Annotated in this window: 17 protein-coding genes; 4 read left to right on the top strand and 13 right to left on the bottom strand. The window is 64.9% G+C overall.

Annotated features, from left to right (window positions below; translation table 11 throughout):
* Positions 1-142: 142 nt before the first annotated feature.
* The 3 genes from holA to leuS form a co-directional block, all read right to left on the bottom strand.
* Positions 143-1,171 carry a DNA polymerase III subunit delta gene (gene holA / locus JQ572_RS14740; RefSeq protein ID WP_211383760.1) on the bottom strand — a complete coding sequence of 343 codons (1,029 nt, stop codon included), beginning with the start codon at positions 1,169-1,171 and terminating at the stop codon, positions 143-145.
* Between the two features lie 64 nt (positions 1,172-1,235).
* Entirely contained in the window at positions 1,236-1,787 is a 552-nt protein-coding gene (gene lptE, locus JQ572_RS14735) for an LPS assembly lipoprotein LptE (RefSeq protein WP_211383759.1), read from the bottom strand.
* Entirely contained in the window at positions 1,774-4,410 is a 2,637-nt protein-coding gene (leuS, locus tag JQ572_RS14730) for a leucine--tRNA ligase (RefSeq protein WP_211383758.1), read from the bottom strand. Before leuS ends, lptE begins: the two co-directional genes overlap by 14 nt.
* Positions 4,411-4,601: 191 nt before the next feature.
* On the opposite strand from leuS, the gene JQ572_RS14725 reads away from it, so the two are divergent.
* Positions 4,602-5,645, top strand: a complete 1,044-nt coding sequence (locus JQ572_RS14725) for a GGDEF domain-containing protein (RefSeq protein WP_211383757.1) — start codon at positions 4,602-4,604, stop codon at positions 5,643-5,645.
* A gap of 105 nt (positions 5,646-5,750) precedes the next feature.
* Here the strand turns inward: JQ572_RS14725 and JQ572_RS14720 are convergent, their stop codons facing one another.
* The gene (locus JQ572_RS14720) at positions 5,751-7,448 is read right to left on the bottom strand and encodes a diguanylate cyclase domain-containing protein (RefSeq protein ID WP_211383756.1); all 1,698 of its coding nucleotides are present in this window, start codon (positions 7,446-7,448) and stop codon (positions 5,751-5,753) included.
* 109 nt (positions 7,449-7,557) lie between these two features.
* Here JQ572_RS14720 and JQ572_RS14715 point away from each other — a divergent pair, with 109 nt between their 5' ends.
* The gene (locus tag JQ572_RS14715; protein WP_211383755.1) at positions 7,558-8,247 is read left to right on the top strand and encodes a YggS family pyridoxal phosphate-dependent enzyme; all 690 of its coding nucleotides are present in this window, start codon (positions 7,558-7,560) and stop codon (positions 8,245-8,247) included.
* Positions 8,248-8,326: 79 nt separating this feature from the next.
* On the opposite strand, the gene JQ572_RS14710 is transcribed toward JQ572_RS14715, so the two are convergent.
* Both JQ572_RS14710 and JQ572_RS14705 read right to left on the bottom strand, forming a co-directional pair.
* The gene (locus JQ572_RS14710) at positions 8,327-9,112 is read right to left on the bottom strand and encodes a 2-keto-4-pentenoate hydratase (RefSeq protein WP_211383754.1); all 786 of its coding nucleotides are present in this window, start codon (positions 9,110-9,112) and stop codon (positions 8,327-8,329) included.
* Positions 9,113-9,118: 6 nt separating this feature from the next.
* Positions 9,119-9,688, bottom strand: a complete 570-nt coding sequence (locus JQ572_RS14705; RefSeq protein WP_211384210.1) for a L,D-transpeptidase family protein — start codon at positions 9,686-9,688, stop codon at positions 9,119-9,121.
* A gap of 203 nt (positions 9,689-9,891) precedes the next feature.
* Between JQ572_RS14705 and JQ572_RS14700 the strand changes: the two genes are divergently transcribed.
* Both JQ572_RS14700 and JQ572_RS14695 read left to right on the top strand, forming a co-directional pair.
* Complete coding sequence (locus tag JQ572_RS14700; RefSeq protein WP_007598630.1) at positions 9,892-10,578, top strand: response regulator transcription factor; 687 nt, start codon at positions 9,892-9,894, stop codon at positions 10,576-10,578.
* A gap of 58 nt (positions 10,579-10,636) precedes the next feature.
* A complete protein-coding gene (locus JQ572_RS14695) occupies positions 10,637-11,080 on the top strand; it encodes a cyclic nucleotide-binding domain-containing protein (protein ID WP_211383753.1) in 444 nt (147 codons plus the stop codon).
* Positions 11,081-11,102: 22 nt separating this feature from the next.
* Here JQ572_RS14695 and xth read toward each other — a convergent pair whose 3' ends face one another.
* The 7 genes from xth to JQ572_RS14660 form a co-directional block, all read right to left on the bottom strand.
* Positions 11,103-11,918 carry an exodeoxyribonuclease III gene (xth, locus tag JQ572_RS14690; protein ID WP_211383752.1) on the bottom strand — a complete coding sequence of 272 codons (816 nt, stop codon included), beginning with the start codon at positions 11,916-11,918 and terminating at the stop codon, positions 11,103-11,105.
* Between the two features lie 120 nt (positions 11,919-12,038).
* Positions 12,039-12,797 carry an outer membrane lipoprotein carrier protein LolA gene (locus JQ572_RS14685; RefSeq protein ID WP_211383751.1) on the bottom strand — a complete coding sequence of 253 codons (759 nt, stop codon included), beginning with the start codon at positions 12,795-12,797 and terminating at the stop codon, positions 12,039-12,041.
* Between the two features lie 152 nt (positions 12,798-12,949).
* The gene (locus JQ572_RS14680; RefSeq protein WP_211383750.1) at positions 12,950-15,430 is read right to left on the bottom strand and encodes a DNA translocase FtsK; all 2,481 of its coding nucleotides are present in this window, start codon (positions 15,428-15,430) and stop codon (positions 12,950-12,952) included.
* A gap of 8 nt (positions 15,431-15,438) precedes the next feature.
* The gene (locus JQ572_RS14675) at positions 15,439-16,653 is read right to left on the bottom strand and encodes an aminotransferase class I/II-fold pyridoxal phosphate-dependent enzyme (protein WP_211383749.1); all 1,215 of its coding nucleotides are present in this window, start codon (positions 16,651-16,653) and stop codon (positions 15,439-15,441) included.
* Between the two features lie 224 nt (positions 16,654-16,877).
* Positions 16,878-17,282 (bottom strand): GFA family protein, encoded by a 405-nt coding sequence (locus JQ572_RS14670; RefSeq protein ID WP_211383748.1) that lies wholly within the window; start codon positions 17,280-17,282, stop codon positions 16,878-16,880.
* A 204-nt stretch (positions 17,283-17,486) separates the two neighbouring features.
* Positions 17,487-18,935 carry an ammonium transporter gene (locus tag JQ572_RS14665; protein WP_211383747.1) on the bottom strand — a complete coding sequence of 483 codons (1,449 nt, stop codon included), beginning with the start codon at positions 18,933-18,935 and terminating at the stop codon, positions 17,487-17,489.
* A gap of 37 nt (positions 18,936-18,972) precedes the next feature.
* Positions 18,973-19,311, bottom strand: coding sequence for a P-II family nitrogen regulator (locus tag JQ572_RS14660; protein WP_008142813.1), 339 nt, complete (start codon positions 19,309-19,311; stop codon positions 18,973-18,975).
* Between the last annotated feature and the right edge of the window lie 328 nt (positions 19,312-19,639).

Below are 19,639 nucleotides of genomic sequence, written 5' to 3'. Positions count from 1 at the left end.
CCGCACTTTCCTCGTCATTGCGAGCAAAGCGAAGCAATCCAGACTCTTGCGGCGGAGAGACTCTGGATTGCTTCGTCGCTTGCGCTCCTCGCAATGACTGGGGGAGAGAGATGTGCCCGCAATGTCGCGGAGAGCGTGCGGGCTAACTCCGCCGCTTCGCGTTCGCTGCGATCGCCATCAGCGTGCGCTGGGCGATGGCGGCGGCGAGGGTGGACTGCTTGCGGGTGTCGAGTGCAGCGGTTGCGAGCTGCTCGATGATGCCTGCGAGCCGCGCCACGCTGAAATTACGCAGCGCGGTTTCGACCATTGGCTTTCGTGAAAAATGGAGGCGCGGAAAGCCGCCGTCGAGCACCGCGGAAGCGGGCGTGCCGTCGGAGATCGCGAGCGCCGATTTATGCAGCCACGCTGCCTGGCGCTGCGCCGCGGAGATGATGACGCCGGGATAGGTGCCGGCGATCATGGCCTTGGCGAACTCGGTCTCGACGATGTCGGGCCGCCCGGCGAAGGCGCCGTCGACGATCGGATCGAGCTTCAGCTCGGAAGCATCGGCGACCACCGCCATCACGTCTTCGAGCGTGATCTCGCCCTTGCCATGGGCATAGAGCGTCAGCTTGCGCAGCTCGTTGCGCGAGGCCTGGCGGTCGCCGCCGAGGAACGACATCAGCGCGGCGCGCGCGTCCTGCGCGATGCGCAGATTGGCGATGCGGAGCTCGTCTTCCATCAGCTTGGCAAGGTCGCGCTCGGTGTCGGGATAGCAGCCGATCGCCACCGCCGCCTTGGCGCGCTCGCAGGCTTTGCGCAGCGGCGATTCCGGGCGCAGCTCGCCGGCCTCGATCACGATGCGGCAATCCCTCACGCCCATCTCCGCCAGCGTGTCGACGCCGCTGGCGAAGCTGCGCGAGCCGGCGCGGACCCGGATGGCGCGGCGGCCGCCGAACAGCGGCACCGTCATGGCCTCGTCGACCAGGCGCGACGGCTCGGCGGAGAGCTCGTCGCCATCGAGCTTGACCAGCGAGAAGGGATCGTTGGGATCGTCGACGGCCGATGCGATCAGCGCATCCGCGCGCTCGCGGACGAGGCCTGCGTCAGGACCGTAAAGCAGGATGATCGGTCGGCCCGCGTCGGGGCGGGCGAGGAAGGCGTCGATCTCTTTTCCGCGCAGCGCGACCATGTTGCTTGGGGTTCGTCGTTGCTTGGGGTCGTCATTCCGGACGGTTTGGAACGACTGGAGCGATCTACGTGCCCGCGGTGAAGAACGCGGCAAGCCTGGTGTTGATGTTCTCGGCGATCTCGTTGGCGGCACGATCCTCTGCATCGCGCACCGCGCGGTTGCGGGAGAAGCGCTGGTAGGAGCCGGGCATGTCATAGGACACCCGCGAGAACGTCGTGCCGCTCATCACCGACTTGCCGGACACGACCTCGATCAGGTTGTACTGGGCGTCGATTCCCAAATTCTCGCTGGTCGGCAGTCCCGTCGTCTGGCTGACGATCAGGGACGAGCGGGAGGAGGTGAAGCGGATCTCCAGACGGTGGGTCGGCGGCATGCCCGTGGCGGTGCCGTAGAGCTTGAAAGCCAGGGCGTTGCGGACTTCCACGCCGATGCGGGCCTCGCGGGAGGCGTTGGGCTTGCTGATCGGCGGGAGCTCGACCCCCATGAGCTTGTCGCGCAGGCCGGGGGTGCCGTCGGCGTGCTCGGCATACATCGGCTGGAAGCAGCCGGCTGTCAGCGCCGCCAGTGCGGCGACTGCCAGCAGGCGGGCTGCGATACGGATCCTAGCCGACAACATTCACGATCCTCTTGGGGACGATGATCACCTTGCGGACGGGCTTGCCGTCCAGGGCCAGTTTTACCGCATCGAGGGCCAAAACGGCAGCCTCGATTTCCGGATTCTGGGCCGCTGTTGCAACTGTGACCTCACCCCGCTTCTTGCCGTTGACCTGGACCACCAGGGTCACGCTGTCTTCGACCAGCAAATCGCGTTCGATTTGCGGCCAATTGACCTCCGAAACCAGCCCGCTGTGGCCCAGGACCTGCCAGCACTCCTCGGCCAGATGCGGCATCATCGGGGAGAACAGCTGGACCAGGATCTGGCTTGCCTCGCGGATCGCCCAAGCCAAATCTGGGGCGAGGTCGGGGGCCGGTTGGCCCGATTGCTGGAGCACCTCCGAGAACGTATTGGCGAATTCGCGGATATGGGCGAGGCAGACGTTGAAGTGCAGCCGCTCGATCCCGGTGGTGACCTTGTCCAGCGCGCCATGGGCGGCCTTGCGCAAGGCGGTGGCGTCCGGACCGAAGCTGGCCGGCCGGGCTGCCGGCGCGCTCTTGCCGAGTTCCACGGAGTCGTTCACCAGCCGCCACAGCCGCTGCACGAACCGCGAGGCGCCCTGGACGCGCTCGTCGCTCCAGATCACGTCGCGGTCGGGCGGGGAGTCCGACAGCATGAACCAGCGGGCGACGTCGGCGCCGTAGGTCTCGATGATGTCGTCCGGGTCGACCGTGTTCTTTTTCGACTTCGACATCTTCTCGATCGCACCGATCAGGACGTCCTCGCCGGTCGCAAGAAGCGTGGCGCGGCGGCCGTTGGCGCCGGTCTCGACCGTCACCTCGACCGGCTGCACATAGGTGCCGTCGGCCTTCTGGTAGGTCTCGTGCACCACCATGCCCTGGGTGAACATGCCGGCGAACGGCTCGTCTAGTGCGATGTGCCCGGTCGCCTTCATGGCCCGGGTGAAGAAGCGGCTATAGAGCAGATGCAGGATCGCGTGCTCGACGCCGCCGATATACTGGTCGACCGGCAGCATCCTGTTGGCAACCGCGGGCGTCGTCGGCGCGTTCTCATTCCAGGGATCGGTGAAGCGCGCAAAGTACCAGGACGAATCCACGAAGGTGTCCATGGTGTCGGTTTCGCGCTGCGCTTTCCCTCCGCATTGCGGGCAGGTGACGTGCTTCCAGGTCGGGTGATGATCGAGCGCGTTGCCCGGCTTGTCGAAGGTCGCATCGTCAGGCAGCGTCACCGGCAAATCGGCGTGTGGCACCGGCACCACATCGCACTTCGGACAGTGGATGACGGGAATCGGGCAGCCCCAGTAACGCTGGCGCGAAATGCCCCAGTCGCGCAGACGGAAGTTGACCTGACGCTCGCCGACCGGCGCGTTGCCGCGCAGTTCGCTCTCCAGGCGCTTCGCCACCTCGTCCTTGGCCTGATCGATGGTCATGCCGTCGAGGAAGCGCGAATTGATCATGCGTCCGTCACCGTCATAGGCGGTGTCGGTGATGACGAATGTCTTGGGATCCTGGCCCTCGGGACACACCACCGGCGTGACACCCAGGCTGTACTTGTTGACGAAGTCGAGGTCGCGCTGGTCATGCGCGGGGCAGCCGAAGATCGCGCCGGTGCCGTATTCCATCAGCACGAAGTTGGCGACATAGACCGGCAGCTTCCAGGACGGATCGAACGGATGCACCGCGCGGATGCCGGTGTCAAAACCCTGCTTCTCGGCAGTGTCGATGATCTCCTGCGCCGTGCCGATCTTCTTGATGTCGGCGATGAACTGCGCAAGCTTCGGGTTCTTCGCGGCCGCTGCCTGCGCCAGCGGATGATCCGACGAGATCGCCATGAATTTCGCGCCGAACAGCGTGTCGGGACGCGTCGTGAAAATCTTCAGCTCGCTCTCGCCGGCAGGCGTGGTCGCCGCATCGAGCGCGAAGCGGACCAGCAGGCCTTCGGAGCGGCCGATCCAGTTGCGCTGCATCAGCCGCACCTTGTCGGGCCAGCGATCCAGTCCATCCAGCGCCGACAGCAGCTCCTGCGAGTACTTCGTGATCTTGAAGACCCACTGGCTCATTTCCCGTTGTTCGACAACGGCGCCGGAGCGCCAGCCGCGGCCGTCGATCACCTGCTCGTTGGCCAGCACGGTCATGTCGACCGGATCCCAGTTGAGCTTGCGCTTCTCGCGCTCGGCGAGGCCGGCGGCGAGCATGTCCAGGAACATCTTCTGCTGGTGCTTGTAGTAGCTGGGGTCGCAGGTCGCGAATTCCCGTGACCAGTCCAGCGACAGCCCGATCGAGCGGAGCTGCTTCTTCATCGCGGCGATGTTGTCGTAGGTCCAGGCCTTCGGCGCGACCTTGCGCTCGATGGCGGCGTTCTCGGCCGGCAGGCCGAATGCGTCCCAGCCCATCGGATGCAGCACGTTGAAGCCCTTGGCGCGCATGAAGCGGGCCAGCACGTCGCCGAGCGTGTAGTTGCGGACATGGCCGATATGGATGCGCCCGGACGGGTAGGGGAACATCTCCAGCACATAGTATTTCGGCCGCGAATCGTCGTTCCTGGAGACGAAGATCGCCTGCTGGTCCCAGGCGGCCTGCCAGCGCGGTTCGGCGTCGCGGGCGTTGTAGCGTTCGGAGGTCATGGAATCGTTGGGTTTTCGTGGGTTCGGCCGTCTAAAGACGGCGGACTAGGCCATAGAAGTCCTCAAGGGGTCAATGGGTTGCCGCAACTTGGGAACCTTCGACACCGCCCCGCATAACTACTGAGGCCGCGTTGGGGTGTGATTAAGGGGTCGATGCGAGGTTGCGGCTGGCCAGGACCCAAATGCGTGCGATGGACGACAGCTTCGATCTCGATCTCGACTATGCCGTCTCCATCGCCGGACGGGCGCTGCGAAGCATGGCCGAACAGCGGATTGCGCCGACCCCGATCAATTTTGCGGTCTGGTTCCAGTATTTCGCAGGCAGCCATGACGATCTGCGCAACGCGATCGATCTCCTGATCGACCACAATCGTCCCTTCGACAGCCGCACCAATCAGGATCTGTTCGAGACCTACGTCGCGCCCCAGGTCAGCGCCATCGTCCTCGACACCTCCGAGCGGCTGCACGCTCTCATGGGCGCGGCGAAGGAGTTTCTGGCGACCGCGATCGCCGACAACCACTCCCAGATGGAGGCGATCAGCGAGGTCGCCGACCAGGGCAAGGCCGGCGTCGATCCGAAGGCGCTGGTCGCCCAGCTCATGAACGAGCTCGCCCGCGCCGCCGCCCGCGCGACGCGGCTCGAGGCAGGCTTTGCGGAGAAGACCCGCGAGCTCGACGTCATCAGAGACTCGCTCTCGAAGTCCGAGGAGCGGGCCCGGACCGACACGCTGACCGGCCTCGCGAACCGGCGGGCACTCGATGAATTCCTGCGCAAGGCGCAGGCTACGGCGGATTGGGGCGAGCCGCTTAGCGTGCTGATGCTCGACATCGACCACTTCAAGACCTTCAACGACAGTTTCGGCCACGGCGTCGGCGACCAGGTGCTGCGCCTGATGGCGAAGGTGTTGCGCGAAAAGGTGCGCGAGCAGGACCTGTCGGCCCGCTACGGCGGCGAGGAGCTGATCGCGGTGCTGCCGGCTGCCGATCTGGCCGCCTGTGCCGAGATCGCCGAGCGCATCCGGCATGCGATCGCCGAATGCACGATCACGCGCCGCTCGACCGGCGAGGTCCTGCCCGGCATCAGCGTGTCGATCGGCGTGGCGCAGTACCGGACGGGCGAAGCGATCACGGATCTGATCGAGCGCTGTGACCGCGCGCTCTATCTTGCCAAGAGCGGCGGCCGCAATCGCGTGGTGACGGAGCGCGAGCTCGATCGTGCCGGGGCTGCGGGCTAAAGCGTTTTCGAGCGAAGTGGATACCGGTTCGCGTAGAGAAAACGCGTCAAAGCAAGAGTCGAGAGCCCCGTTCCGAAGTCATTTGAACGCAATCGGCTCTGGCGATCAGCCCGCCAGCATCATGTCTGCCGCACCGTTCTCGATCGCCTGCACGCCGTGCTCGACGACGTTGTTGCGGCCGCGGTGTTTTGCGGCGTAGAGCGCGGCGTCGGCGGCTTCGATCAGATCGCCGGGGCGCAAGCTCTCGTTGGGCTTCGCCGCGGCGACGCCGATCGAGACGGTGACGATCATGTGGGCGGAGGTGATGTGCGGCAGGCACAGCTTCAGCACGGCCGCGCGCGCCAGCTCGCCGATTTCGACGGCGCGGGCCACGTCGGTGTTCGGCAGCAGCAGGCAGAATTCCTCGCCGCCATAGCGCGCCGCGAAGCCCATCGTGTCGGCGGCGATGCCGGACAGCGACTCGCCGAGCCTGGTCAGGCAGGAATCGCCTTCGAGATGGCCATAGGTGTCGTTGAACAGCTTGAAGTGGTCGACGTCGATCATCAGGAGCGCGAGCTCGCTGCCGTATTGCTGGGCGCGCATCCATTCGAAGTCGAGCCGGCTCTGGAAGCCGCGGCGGTTGGCAAGACCGGACAGCATGTCGATCGAGGCCATCACCGTGAGCCGGTCGTTGCTCGCGATCAGCTCGCGCTCGCGCTGGCTGAGCTGCGCGGCCATCGCGTTGAAGGCGCGGGCCAGCGGCACGAACTCGGCCGGCAGACGGTTGCGCGCCGCGCGCGCCGACAGATTGCCCTCGCCGAGACGCTTGGCCATGTCGGCCAGCATCTGGATCGGCTTGATCACCAGTTTCTCGGCGGCGATCAGCGCGCCGAGCAGGACGAACAGGACGACGAAAGCGAGCTGGAGATAGGCCGTGCGGATGTCGCGGCTCACGGCCGCGGACACCTTGTCCTCGTCGATGCTGGCGATCAGGCGCGCATTGGTCCCGGCGATGCGGATATAGCTGACCGCGCGGCGGGAGCCGTCGGCGGCGAGGAAAGAGAGCGAGCCTTCGTCCTGGTCCGACCGCAGCGCCTTGTCGGCGATCGCGGACATCAGCGGCAAGTTGTCGAGCGGACGGCCGATCGCGCTGTGCTGGTCGGCGGGCGCCGCAAGCACGGTGCCGGTGCTGTCGACGAGCACGGCGGTGATGCCGGGACGGCCACCGAGATTGCTCATGACCTTCGACATCCAGTCGAGGTTGACGGTGGCGAGGACCACGGCATCCGCCACGCCGCTGAACGCGGATACCGGGTAGACCGCCATCACGGTCGGTGACGGCACCGGCCGCGACAGGATGAAGTCGCTCAGCACGAAACGGCCGGTTTCCTGCGCCTGCTGGAAGTAAGGCCGGTCACTGAGGTCGAGGCCGACATACATGTTGTTGGTGGCGCACTGGATGCGTCCGTCCTGGCCGGCGATCAGAAGCGTGCGGATCCAGGGAAGATTCGACGGCAGGCTGGCGCGCAGCACGTCACAGCTCTTGCTGATGCCGCCGGCCGATGCCCGGATGAAGGCTTCCGATTTCAGGATGGTCTCGACCGACGAGATCACCTCGCGCTGCGCGTCCGCGCTGTGTCTTGCGACGGTAGTGAATTCAGCCGCGGCCTGCGCGATCTGCCGCGTGCGCGTGGTTTCGAGCGAACGGATGCGCTCGAACATCAAGGGCGCCACCAGAATCACCGCGAGCAACGCAAGCCGCGCCCGGATTCCGAGAACTTGCTTGAGTTTCGCTCGTTTGCGGTTGAAACTGACGTTTGCCATCTTCGCGACCCACCCCATGGGCCAAGGTAAAGCGAAGGGTTCAAAAACTCTTTCTTGAACTCGGTAAAATTGGAACTAGGCCCGCAACAATCAGTGCCGATGCGACATCATGACTGAACCCAACGCGGCGCCGGTAACCGGCCATTCACCAAACGCGCTCGCCGCGGTCGAAGCCGAAATCGCGCGCGCCTGCAGGGACGCGCGGCGCGAACGTGCGTCCGTCACGCTGATCGCGGTGTCGAAGACATTCGCCGCGGATGCGATTACACCGGTCATCGACGCCGGGCAGCGCGTATTCGGCGAGAATCGCGTGCAGGAAGCCAAGGGCAAGTGGCCCGCGTTAACGTCTGTTTACCCGGACATCGCGCTGCATCTGATCGGGCCGCTGCAATCCAACAAGGCGAAAGAGGCGGTCGCGCTGTTCGATGCCATCCATTCGGTCGACCGCCCGAGCATTTGCCAGGCGTTAGCCAAGGAAATCGAATCCCAGAACAAGCACCCGGAGCTGTTCGTCCAGATCAACGCCGGCGAGGAGCCGCAGAAGGCCGGCATCGCTCCCGGCGAGGCCGATGCCTTCATCGCGAGCTGCCGCGACACCTACGGGCTGACGATCTCCGGCCTGATGTGCATCCCGCCGGTCGACGAGCCGCCGGCGGCGCATTTTGCGCTCACCGCCAAGATCGCCGCGCGAAACGGGTTGAACAAGCTCTCGATGGGCATGAGCGCGGATTACGCGACTGCCATCATGTTAGGTGCCACCCATGTCCGCGTGGGCAGTGCGATCTTCGGGCACAGGTGAGAGCCGTCATCGACGGCAGAGAGCCATACTGACTCTCGAATTCGTCATTGCTTCGCTGCGCTCGCAACGACGGCGGTGATTAGTCGAACCCCACCGACACCTTCCCCAGCACGCCGAAATCCACCGCGAATTGATCGCCGGCCTGGATCGGCAGCGGCGGATGGCACGTGCCCGTTGTCACCACCTCCCCTGCCCGCAAGGTGATGCCGAGGCCACGCAGCTCGTTGGCAAGCCAGGCAAGTGCACCACGGGGGTCGCCGAGCACGTTCCTGCCGTGACCGAGATAGCGCTGGCCGCGCAGCGTGATCTGCGGCCGCTCCTCGACGAGGTCCATGGCGCGCCAGTTCGCGGTCGTCGCAGCGCCCAGCACGAACAGATGCGCGCAGGCATTGTCGGCGATGAGCTGCGCCTCGCCGGCGCCGGCGAAATCGACAAAGCGCGAATCGGGAATCTCGATCGCCGGATGGAAGCTGCCGACGGCGGCGAGGACCTCGTCCACGCCATAGGGCGCGGACCGGGGTGGCAGGTCGCGGCCCATGCGGAAGGCGAATTCCGGTTCGCCGACGCGCATCGCGTTGCCCTTCATCGAGGCCGTGCCGCCATCGGCGATCACGGTGTCGCTCATGATGCGGCCGGCCAGCGGTCCGGCGACGTTGATGTGCTTCTGTCCAGACTCGCTCGTTGCCGCGATCTTCCAGCCGAACAATTGTCCGAGCGATTGCGTTTCGAGCGCGGCCTGGATGGCATAACCGTCAGCGCGGCTATGCGGCCGCAACCGCGGCTCCAGCGCGTCGAACTTGGTGCCGTCGCGCCAATGTTTGACCAGCAGATGCGAAGCGGCGGCGATCTGATCCTTGTCCAGCATGCGTCCTCACCCGATGATGATTCTTGTTTTTGGTCCCAGCCGCCGCAGCAATTGCAGCATCGCCGCCTTCGTCATCGAGACGCAGCCCGCGGTCGGGCCGAAATTGTCGCGGGCCAGATGCAGGAACACCGCGCTGCCGCGGCCGGCGATGCGCGGCCTCGTGTTGTGGTCGATTTCGATGATGAAGTCATAGAGATGGTCGGCCCGCTTGAGACGGTCGCCGCCCTGCCCTTCGCCGAGCCGGATCCCCTGATTGTAGTGGCGGTCCATGGGGTCCTCGCACCAGGCGTCCTCGCCGGTGATGATCCGGGCCGGCAAAAACGTCTGCGGGCGACTGTGCCGGTCGCCCCGCCACCACAATTGCCTGGGACGGAAGCTGCCCCTCGGGGTGCCGCCATCGCCCTCGCGTTTGTTCGCCAGAATGCCGCCCCGCCCCAGCGCGACCGGAATGGTCAGCGCCCCCACGGTCAGCCAGCCCCGGCGCGGATTCCCCGCTGCAGGCTTAACGCGGATCGCAGATAATGGCCCGGCACGTCTGGGCATGGTGTAACTAGCTGAAGCGACTTTGCTTTTCATGTAAACATGCGATGTCGAATTCATTACAGGACATTCATCAGACCGCCCTGTTATTCTGGGTTAGAGTGGTTCTGGCTTGTGAATCGGTAACAGCCCACTACTTCAACACGAACAACAATAATAACGGCGACCCCCTAAACTTCCCTCGCGGCTGGGTGCAGCATTGGATGCGCGCCGAGCCGGCCCCAAAAGGATGACCCCCTATGGCCAATGCCCGCAAGATCCTGATCGTGGATGACGATACCGATCTGCGCGATACGTTGGTGGAGCAATTATCGCTGCACGAAGAATTTGAAGCCTCCGCCGTCGATACCGGCGCCAAGGGCGCGAGCGCCGCGAAGGCCAATGCCCCCGATCTCGTCCTGATGGATGTTGGCCTGCCCGATACTGACGGCCGTGAGGTTGTCCGTTCGCTGCGCAAGGGCGGCTTCAAGGCCCCGATCATCATGCTCACCGGGCATGATACCGATTCCGACACGATTTTGGGGCTGGAATCCGGCGCCAACGACTATGTCGCAAAGCCCTTCCGCTTTGCCGTGCTGCTGGCTCGCATCCGGGCCCAGCTCCGCCAGCACGAGGCCAGCGAGGACGCGGTGTTCTCGGTCGGCCCCTACTCCTTCCGTCCCGGCTCCAAGATGCTGACCGCCGCCAACGCGCGCAAGGTCCGGCTGACCGAGAAGGAAACCGCCATCCTCCGTTTCCTCTACCGGGCCGGCCAGATGCCGGTCTCGCGCGAGACCCTGCTCCAGGAGGTCTGGGGCTACAATTCCGGCGTCACCACCCACACGCTGGAAACCCACATCTACCGCCTCCGCCAGAAGATCGAGAAGGACGCCGCCAACCCGGAGATCCTGGTCACGGAAGCCGGTGGCTACAAGCTGGTGCCGTGATACGCTTCAGGGGCATGCGAATCGTTTTAGATTGCGTGCCCTCGAGCCTCGGACCTGAATGTCAATCGACGACGATGTAGCGCTTCTCGAGCGTGTCCCGACACTGCGCCTGTTGGGAGAGGCTTCGTTGCGCATGCTGGCAATCGGCTCCGAGCAGCGCGACTTCGTCCGCGGCGACATCCTGTTCAATCTCGGTGACGACGCCGATGCCGGCTTCGTGGTCCAGCGCGGCGCTTTCCGGGTTGACGATGGCGCCGGCGCGGAGATGATCGCTGGTCCCGGTGCGCTGATCGGCGAGCTTGCGCTGGTGGTGCCGATGAAGCGGCCGTCGAGCGCGATCGCGATCGAGCACGCCTCCGTCATCCGCGTCGCGCGCAGCCTGTTCCAGCGCGTGCTCGAGAGCGACCCTGCCGCCGCGGTGCGCCTGCGCGACGAATTCGCGGTCCGCTCCAGCCAGATCGCCAGCGATATCCTGATGGCGGGTGCGAAGCTGACGTCCTGAGCGGGTGACCGGCCTGCCGAAATCACACCTCCAGCGTCACCGTCACCGGCACATGGTCCGACGGACGCTCCCAGCTGCGCGCGTCGCGCAGGATGTTGAAATCACTGACCGCGTCCTTCAGCGCACGCGAGACCCAGATGTGGTCGAGCCTGCGGCCGCGGTCGCCGACGGTCCAGTCGGCGGAGCGGTAGCTCCACCACGTGTAGACCTTCTCCGACATCGGGATGCGATCGCGCGCAACGTCGACCCACTCGCCGGCTTCGAGCGCCGCCTTGAGCTTCTCGGTTTCGATCGGCGTGTGCGAGACCACTTTCAGAAGCTGCTTGTGCGACCACACATCGTTCTCGTGCGGGGCGACGTTGAGATCGCCAACCAGGATGTGGCGGTCCTCGCCGCGCGGATGCAGCGGCTCGCACGCTTTCATCTCGTCGAGGAAGCGGAGCTTGTGGTCGAATTTCTCGTTCAGCGCGGGATCGGGAATGTCGCCGCCGGCGGGAACGTAGAAATTATGCAGCACCAGCGGCTTTGCGATGCCGGCCTGCGCCCCGAAGGACACGGAGATGTGGCGCGAATCCACCTTGTCGCAGAAGGTGCGGATGTCCTTCGATTCGAACGGAATCTTCGAGACGATGGCGACGCCGTGATAGCCCTTCTGCCCGTTCAGCGCGACGTGCTCATAGCCGAGCCGCTTGAAGCGCTTCAGCGGAAAGGCATCGTCGATGCATTTGGTCTCCTGGAGGCACAGCACGTCCGGCCGTGCGCTCTTCAGAAACTTCGCGACCAGTTCGATGCGCAGCCGCACCGAATTGATGTTCCAGCTTGTCAGGGAAAGACGCATGAGGAGTGCGTCTTAGCAAGCCATCGTAGGGTGGGCAAAGGCGCAAAGCGACGTGCCCACCGTCTTTTCCGGGGCTGGATTGAATGGTGAGCACGCTTCGCTTTGCCCACCCTGCGGCACCTATCCCGGCGACGGGACGCTGTAATTTGTGAAGTCGATCTTGAACATGTTGGGATCGAGCTTCTTGCTGGTGTCGAGATTATAGACCGCAAAAGTGGTGTCGTAGCCCTGCGGGTCGGTCACGGTCCATTGCTTGAGCTGGCCGTCCTTGGCGCCGAGCATGAGCAGCAGTCGGCTGGTGCCGACGACCGCCTGCCTCTCCTCGATGGTGACGCTGATGAAGAGATCGTCCGCCGTCACGTTGACGACGTTGGTGTCCTTCATAAGGTCGATCCGGTCCGACAGCAGGAAACGTAGCGGCGTCTGCGACAGCGGATAGACGTCTTGCGTCGCCAGCTTGCGGTCGCGCACCACGACCGACGATCCGTCGGCGACGATGTCGATCGGGCTCGGCGCATCATACTCGACGCGCATCTTGCCGGGCTTCTGAATGTAGAAGTCGCCTTGCGTCTTGCTGCCGTCGGGACCGACCTGGACGAAATTCCCGACCAGCGTCGAGACCGAGGACAGATAGGCGCTGACCTTGGCAGCCTGCGCCTTCTGGTTGGCATCGAAGGTCTGGAAGATGCTGCTCGGCACGTTGCGGCGTGGATCCGGGATCACCGGGTTCGGCGGCGTCTGGGTCGCCCCGGTAATCGATGGCCCCCCCGAGGGCGGAGCATTGTCGCGGCCCTTCGGCGCGGGCTTCGGCACGGGAACGTTCTGCGCGAACGATGCCGTGGTCACCATCGCGGCGGCGACGAGAAGCACGCCGGCCACGCGCGCGCTTCGCGCGGCGATGGTGGCAGCGAATCGTATGTCCGGAGGTCTGATCAACGCGTCGTCCTGTATGGCTGGGCGCCCTTTTACCGTGGTTTCGGGCAAAAGCAGATATCGATTTTGTGTGAGATCACGTTTTGAGGCCGTTCGCCTCACATGTGGCTGTCTTCTTCCTCGACCAGAATCTCGCGCTTGCCGGCGTGGTTGGCGGGTCCGACGATGCCTTCCAGTTCCATGCGCTCCATCAGCGATGCGGCGCGGTTGTAGCCGATCTGCAGGCGGCGCTGGATGTAGCTGGTCGAGGCCTTGCGGTCGCGTTTGACGATCGCAACGGCCTGCTGGAACAGATCGCCGCCGCCATCCGCGCCCATACCGCTGGCGTCGAACACGGCGCCACCATCCTCGTCCTCGGTCGGCTCTTCGGCGGTGACAGCTTCGAGATATTCCGGCTGACCCTGCGTCTTGAGGTGACGCACCACCTTCTCGACTTCCTCGTCCGACGCGAACGGGCCGTGCACGCGGCTGATGCGGCCGCCGCCGGCCATGTAGAGCATGTCGCCCTGGCCGAGCAGCTGCTCGGCGCCCATCTCGCCGAGAATGGTGCGGCTGTCGATCTTGGAGGTGACCTGAAAGGCGATGCGGGTCGGAAAGTTCGCCTTGATGGTGCCGGTGATGACGTCGACCGACGGACGTTGCGTCGCGAGGATCACGTGCAGGCCGGCGGCGCGCGCCATCTGCGCGAGACGCTGCACCGCGCCTTCGATGTCCTTGCCGGCGACCATCATCAGGTCGGCCATTTCGTCGACGATGATGACGATGTAGGGCAGCGGGTCGAGCGAGAGCTTTTCTTCCTCGTAGATCGCCTTGCCGGTCTCCTTGTCGAAGCCGGTGTGCACCGTGCGCGTCGGCTCCTCGCCCTTTGCCTTCAATTCGAGCAGGCGCGTGTTGTAGCCGTCGATGTTGCGCACGCCGAGCTTGGCCATGTTCTTGTAGCGCTCTTCCATCTCGCGCACGGCCCATTTCAGCGCGACCACCGCCTTCTTCGGGTCGGTCACGACGGGCGTGAGCAGATGGGGAATGCCGTCATAGACGGAGAGTTCGAGCATCTTCGGATCGACCATGATCAGTCGGCACTGGTCGGGCCGCAGCCGGTAGACCAGGCTCAGGATCATGGTGTTGATGGCGACCGACTTGCCGGAGCCGGTGGTACCGGCGATCAGCATGTGCGGTGTGCGCGCGAGGTCGATGATGACGGGGTCGCCGCCGATGGTCTTGCCGAGGCAGAGCGGCAGCTTCGCAACCGTGTCGACGGTCTCCTTGGCGACCAGAAGCTCGCGCAGATACACCTTCTCGCGATGCGCGTTCGGCAGCTCGATGCCGATGGCGTTGCGGCCGGGCACGACGGCGACGCGCGCCGACAGCGCGCTCATCGAGCGGGCGATGTCGTCGGAAAGTCCGATCACGCGCGATGATTTGATGCCGGGCGCCGGCTCCAGCTCGTACAGCGTGACCACGGGACCCGGATTGGCCTTCACGATCTCGCCGCGCACGCCGAAGTCCTGGAGCACGCCTTCGAGCGAGCGCGAATTGGCTTCCAGCTCGGCCTTGCTGAGCGGCTGGCGATCGCCGGCCTTCGGCGCGGCCAGCACGGAGACGGACGGAAGCTCGAACTTGTCGGAGGATTTCCTGGAAGCGGCCTTCGGTACAGCCTTCTTGCGCGGGGCGCGCGCGGCCGGCTCCTCCTCTTCCTCCTCCTCGTCCTCGTCTTCGGGCTCGTCCTCGTCATCCTCGTTTGCGGACTGCGGCGAGATTGGCGGTGCTGTGCGGCCGCTGCCGCCGAGATTTGGCTCCTGGCGGCTGAACGAAACGGCCCTGGTCTTCGGCCCGCTTGAGACCAGCGAGCGGTAAGCGGCGCCAAGCAGCCAGATCAGCCGCGCCTTGGTGCTCATCAACGCGTGGAACAGCCAGCCCAGCGACACCGAGCCGCGGTCGCTCTCCTCGTCCTCGTCGAGCGGCTTGTCGTCGTCCTCGATCTCCGTGAGGTGGTCGTCATGCGCGCGTGCGCCAAGGCCGCAGGCCATCAGGAAGGTCGCAGCCATCGCGGCGAACAGGATCGCGCCCAGCACCATGCGGTAGATCGTGCCCGGCGGCCCGAAAATCACCGCGGGCGCGCGCACCAGCGCGTCGCCGACGACACCGCCGAGGCCGGTCGGCAGCGGCCATGCGCCGCCATGCGGCCAGCAGCTGACGAAGCCTGCCGCGATCACCGTGCAGAGAATCCACGAACCGATCCGCAGCGCCTCGCGATCGAACGGCCGATGGGTCAGCATGCGCCAGCCCCAGACCGCGACCGTCAGCACCAGCATGATCGCGCCGAGTCCGAGGATCTGCATCGCGAGGTCGGCGCCGATCGCGCCGGCATAGCCGAGAATGTTGCGGATCGGGCGCGAGGTCGCGTGGCTGAGGCTGGGATCCTGCACCGACCAGGTCATCAGCGCAGCCGAGGCGATGCCCGACAGCACGATCAGGCCGAGACCCGCGAGCTCGCGCGCGCGCCGCGCCAGCCCCTCGCGGATCGACGCCGGCAGATGGCCGACCAGTGGAATGACTCGTTCGATTGCCGACATGCTCATGGGCCCGCCTAACCCAGAGTCTCGACCAGCCGGTGCAGCGCCTGCGCCGTGGTCTCGCCATCCTGCACCAGCGCGAGGCGAATGTAGCCTGCGCCGGGATTGAAGCCGTCGGGCTGGAGCCGCGCCAGATAGCTGCCGGGCACCACGCGCACGCCTGCTTGCGTGAAGAGTTTCAGACACACCGACACGTCGTCGCCGAGCTCTGACGTGTTGAGCCAGACGCAGAAGCCGGCGTCGGGCCGGCGATAGCCGTAACGATTGCCGATGATCTGGTCGGCGAGATCGAACTTGATCCGGTAGAGCCTGCGGTTCTCCTCGACATGCGCCTCGTCGCCATAGGCGACGGTTGCGACATGCTGGAGCGGCACCGGCACCTGCGGCGCAGCGATGTTGCGCAGCTCGAGAAACATTCCGATGAATCTCTTGTCGCCGGCGGCGAAGCCGACCCGCAGGCCGGGCAGGTTGGAGCGCTTCGACAGCGACTGGAACGCAACCACGCGCGTGAAGTCGGGGCCGGCGCATTCCAGCGCGCTGCCCGGTGCCTCGCGGGTGTAGATCTCGGAATAGCACTCGTCGCTGAGGATCACGAAGCCGTAGCGGTCGGCGAGCTGCTTCAACCGCCGGAAATAGTCGGGCTTGGCGACCGAGCCCTGCGGATTGGCAGGCGAGGCCAGATAGAACGCCACCGTGCGCGCCAGGGTCGCCTCGTCGATGGCGTCGAGATCGGGCAGGAAGCCGTTCTCGGCCGTGGTCGGCAGATAGACCGGCTCGCAGCCGGCTGCGCCGGCGCCGGCGCCATAGACCGGATAGAACGGGTTCGGCATCAGGATGGCGGGCTTGCCGGGGCGCGGGCCGACGTAGCGGACCGCCGCGATCGCGGCGAGGAACAGCCCCTCGCGGCTGCCATTGAGGACGAGAATCTCGTTCTCGGGGTCGAGCGGCCGCGGCAGCTTGAAGCGCGACGACAGCCAGGCGCAGGCGGCCTTGCGGAACGGGTCCGTGCCCTTGTTCGCGGGGTAACGGCCGAAATCGGCGATGTGCTTGGCAAGGACCGGGCCGACGAAGTCAGGCACGGGATGCTGCGGCTCGCCGACGGCGAGGCTAATCAAGGGCTTACCCGGCTGATGGGGGGCCAGCAGCTCGTTCAGCCGGACGAAGGGAGAGCGTTCGCTATCGGAGCTTCCACCTTCCAGCGGCGCACGGGATGAAGCGATCATAGCCATTCTGGACGCCAGCACTCTTGGAACAGCCGGTCGCACCAAGGCGCCGGCGGGAAGCGGTTCAGTTCACCATAGATAGGGCGAGGTTAAGACGCGATTAACCATCGGTCGCCGGCTCCGTCCAGAGCAGGAATAATGAGGCCGGATAACAACGGGATGCGCGGCTGTTCCAACCTCCCCCGCTTGCGGGAGAGGGAGCACACCGTTTTCCGGGCTCGATTCGACCTTCAGTGCCCCGGCAGCTTCTCGAATGTCGCCATGCCGGCGGGGATCGCGTGAAACTCCTGCTTGTCGCAGGTGTAGATCGCCATCTGCGGATGGAACTGCGCGGGCTCGTCCAGGGTGCCGACCTTCACGATCGCGGCGGGCAGGCCTGGAACCTTGGTGACCAGATGGGTGCCGCACTCGGCGCAGAACTCGCGCGTCACTGCGCGCTCGAGGTCCTTGCGCGTGAACTGCTTGGGTTGTCCGGTGATGTAGCTGAAACTCGCCGCCGGCATCGCGATGAAGGTGTTGGGCGCCCCGCCCGAGATGTACTGGCACTCGCGGCAATGACACTGCGCCTGCATCATCGGATCGCCCTCGGCGACATAGCGCACTTCACCGCAATAGCATCCGCCTTCCAAACGCATGACGACCTCCCGATTGTTGTTCTTGTGGTCGATATTTCTGCGCCGTCGGGGCGGAATGGCAATCCTTTTCTTTTGCGCCCGTTCCAAAAAGAAAGGGGCTCCAACTTGCGCTGGAGCCCCTCAACGGTCGGGACATTGCCGGGTATGTGCCCCAAACCGTAGTTGTGGGTGCGACCCCCGAGGAGGCCGCGCCCGGGAGGAGACTTACATGTTGTAGGCGCGCTCGGTGTGCTCGGTGATGTCGAGGCCTTCACGCTCGGTCTCGACATTGGCGCGGAGGCCAACGATCACATCGACGACCTTGTAGAGGATCGCCGAACCGACGCCCGACCACACCAGCGTGGTGCAGACGGCCTCGATCTGGGAGATCATCTGCGCCGTGAAGTCGTAATCGGCAACCTTCGGCGGGATCGCGGTGTAGTCGATGATGCCCGCGCCGCCGAGAGCCGGGTTGACCAGGATGCCGGTGCCGAGGGCGCCGATGATGCCGCCGACGCAGTGCACGCCGAACACATCGAGGGAGTCGTCGTAGCCGAGCGCGTTCTTCACGACGGTGCAGAAGAACAGGCAGACCACGCCGACAACGAGGCCGAGGACGATCGCACCCATCACGCCGGAGAAGCCGGCGGCAGGCGTGACGGCCACGAGGCCCGCGACTGCGCCGGAGATGACGCCGAGTACCGACGGATGACCCTTGATGATCCACTCCGCGAACATCCACGACAGCGCGGCGGCTGCGGTGGCGACGAAGGAGTTGGTCATGGCGAGGGCTGCGCCGCCGTTGGCTTCGAGGTTGGAGCCGGCGTTGAAGCCGAACCAGCCGACCCAGAGCAGCGAGGCGCCGATCATCGACATGGTCAGCGAGTGCGGAGCCATCAGCTCCTTGCCGTAGCCGGTGCGCTTGCCGATCAGGAGAGCGCCGACGAGACCTGCGATGCCGGCGTTGATGTGCACCACCGTGCCGCCCGCGAAGTCGATCGCGCCCTTCTTGAAGATCCAGCCGGCGTCGGCGTTGATCTCGTCGAGCTTGGCCTGCGCCGCGGTCTTCGCTGCAGCGTCAGTGGCAGCAGCCAGAGCCTTGGCAGCGTCCTGGATCATGTCCGGGCCGGGCCAGTACCAGACCATGTGCGCGATCGGGAAGTAGATCAGCGTGACCCAGAGCGGGATGAAGAGAGCGATCGCCGAGAACTTCATGCGCTCGGCGAAGGCGCCGACGATGAGGGCGGGCGTGATCGCCGCGAAGGTCATCTGGAAGCACATGTAGATGAGCTCCGAGATGTTGGCGTCGACCGAGAAGGTCGCAGCCTTCGAATCGGTGGTGACGCCCATCATGAAGGCCTTGGAGAAGCCGCCGATGAAGTCGGAGCCGCCGGTGAAGGCGAGGCTGTAGCCGTACACGGCCCAGATCACGGTGACGACGCAGACGGTGTAGAACACCTGCATCAGGACGGAGAGCATGTTCTTGGAACGGACGAGGCCGCCGTAGAACAGCGCGAGGCCGGGGATCGTCATCAACAGCACGAGCACTGTCGATGTCAGCATCCAGGCGTTATCTCCCTTGTTGACCGTTGGCTCGGCATAGGCTGCGGTCGCAGCGAACAGGCCGACTGCGAGAGCCGCCAATCCCGCGCCATAGGGACGCTTGAACGTCATTTTATTCACTCCTGATTGGATAAGGTTGAGCGCGAAATCAGAGGGCCGCGGCATCGGCCTCGCCGGTGCGGATGCGAACCGCATGGTCGAGATTGATGACGAAGATCTTGCCGTCGCCGATCTGTCCGGTTTTCGCGGCGGACGTGATGGCGTCGATGGTCTTGTCGACCTGGTCGGAGGCGACAGCCACCTCGATCTTGATCTTGGGCAGGAAGCTCACGGCATATTCGGCGCCGCGATAGATTTCCGTATGGCCCTTCTGGCGGCCATATCCCTTGACTTCCGTCACCGTGAGACCGTGAACGCCGATGGCGGTCAGGGCGTCACGGACTTCTTCCAGCTTGAATGGCTTGATAATCGCCATAACAATTTTCATGGGTCCTATCCCCGCTTGGGCCCGGTCCGGACGTGGCCGGGCGTTTCTCGACTGGTTCGCCACGGAGAAGTTCACTACGCGGGCACAGCCGAGACCCTTAGAATCAAATGCCGTGCCAGATCGGGCGCGTTGCCTAACGGACTATGAAAACGGGCATTTTCGCGTTTGGCGGGTATTGCGGTGCAGTGCGCTATTACGTCGCGCTCAATCCGTGGTCATGCCTGGTCAAAAAACAGGCACGACAGGCTGTCGTCACATTGTTGCTCATGTGTCGGGCAGTCGAATGGTATCTGAATATGGAGCGGTACCTCGGCGTGACGCGAAATAC

The sequence above is a fragment of the Bradyrhizobium sp. SZCCT0153 genome (assembly GCF_018129995.1).
In the GTDB taxonomy this organism is placed as follows: domain Bacteria; phylum Pseudomonadota; class Alphaproteobacteria; order Rhizobiales; family Xanthobacteraceae; genus Bradyrhizobium; species Bradyrhizobium japonicum_G.
Note: the sequence above shows the minus strand (reverse complement) of the source record. Positions and strands in the feature narration are given on the sequence as shown.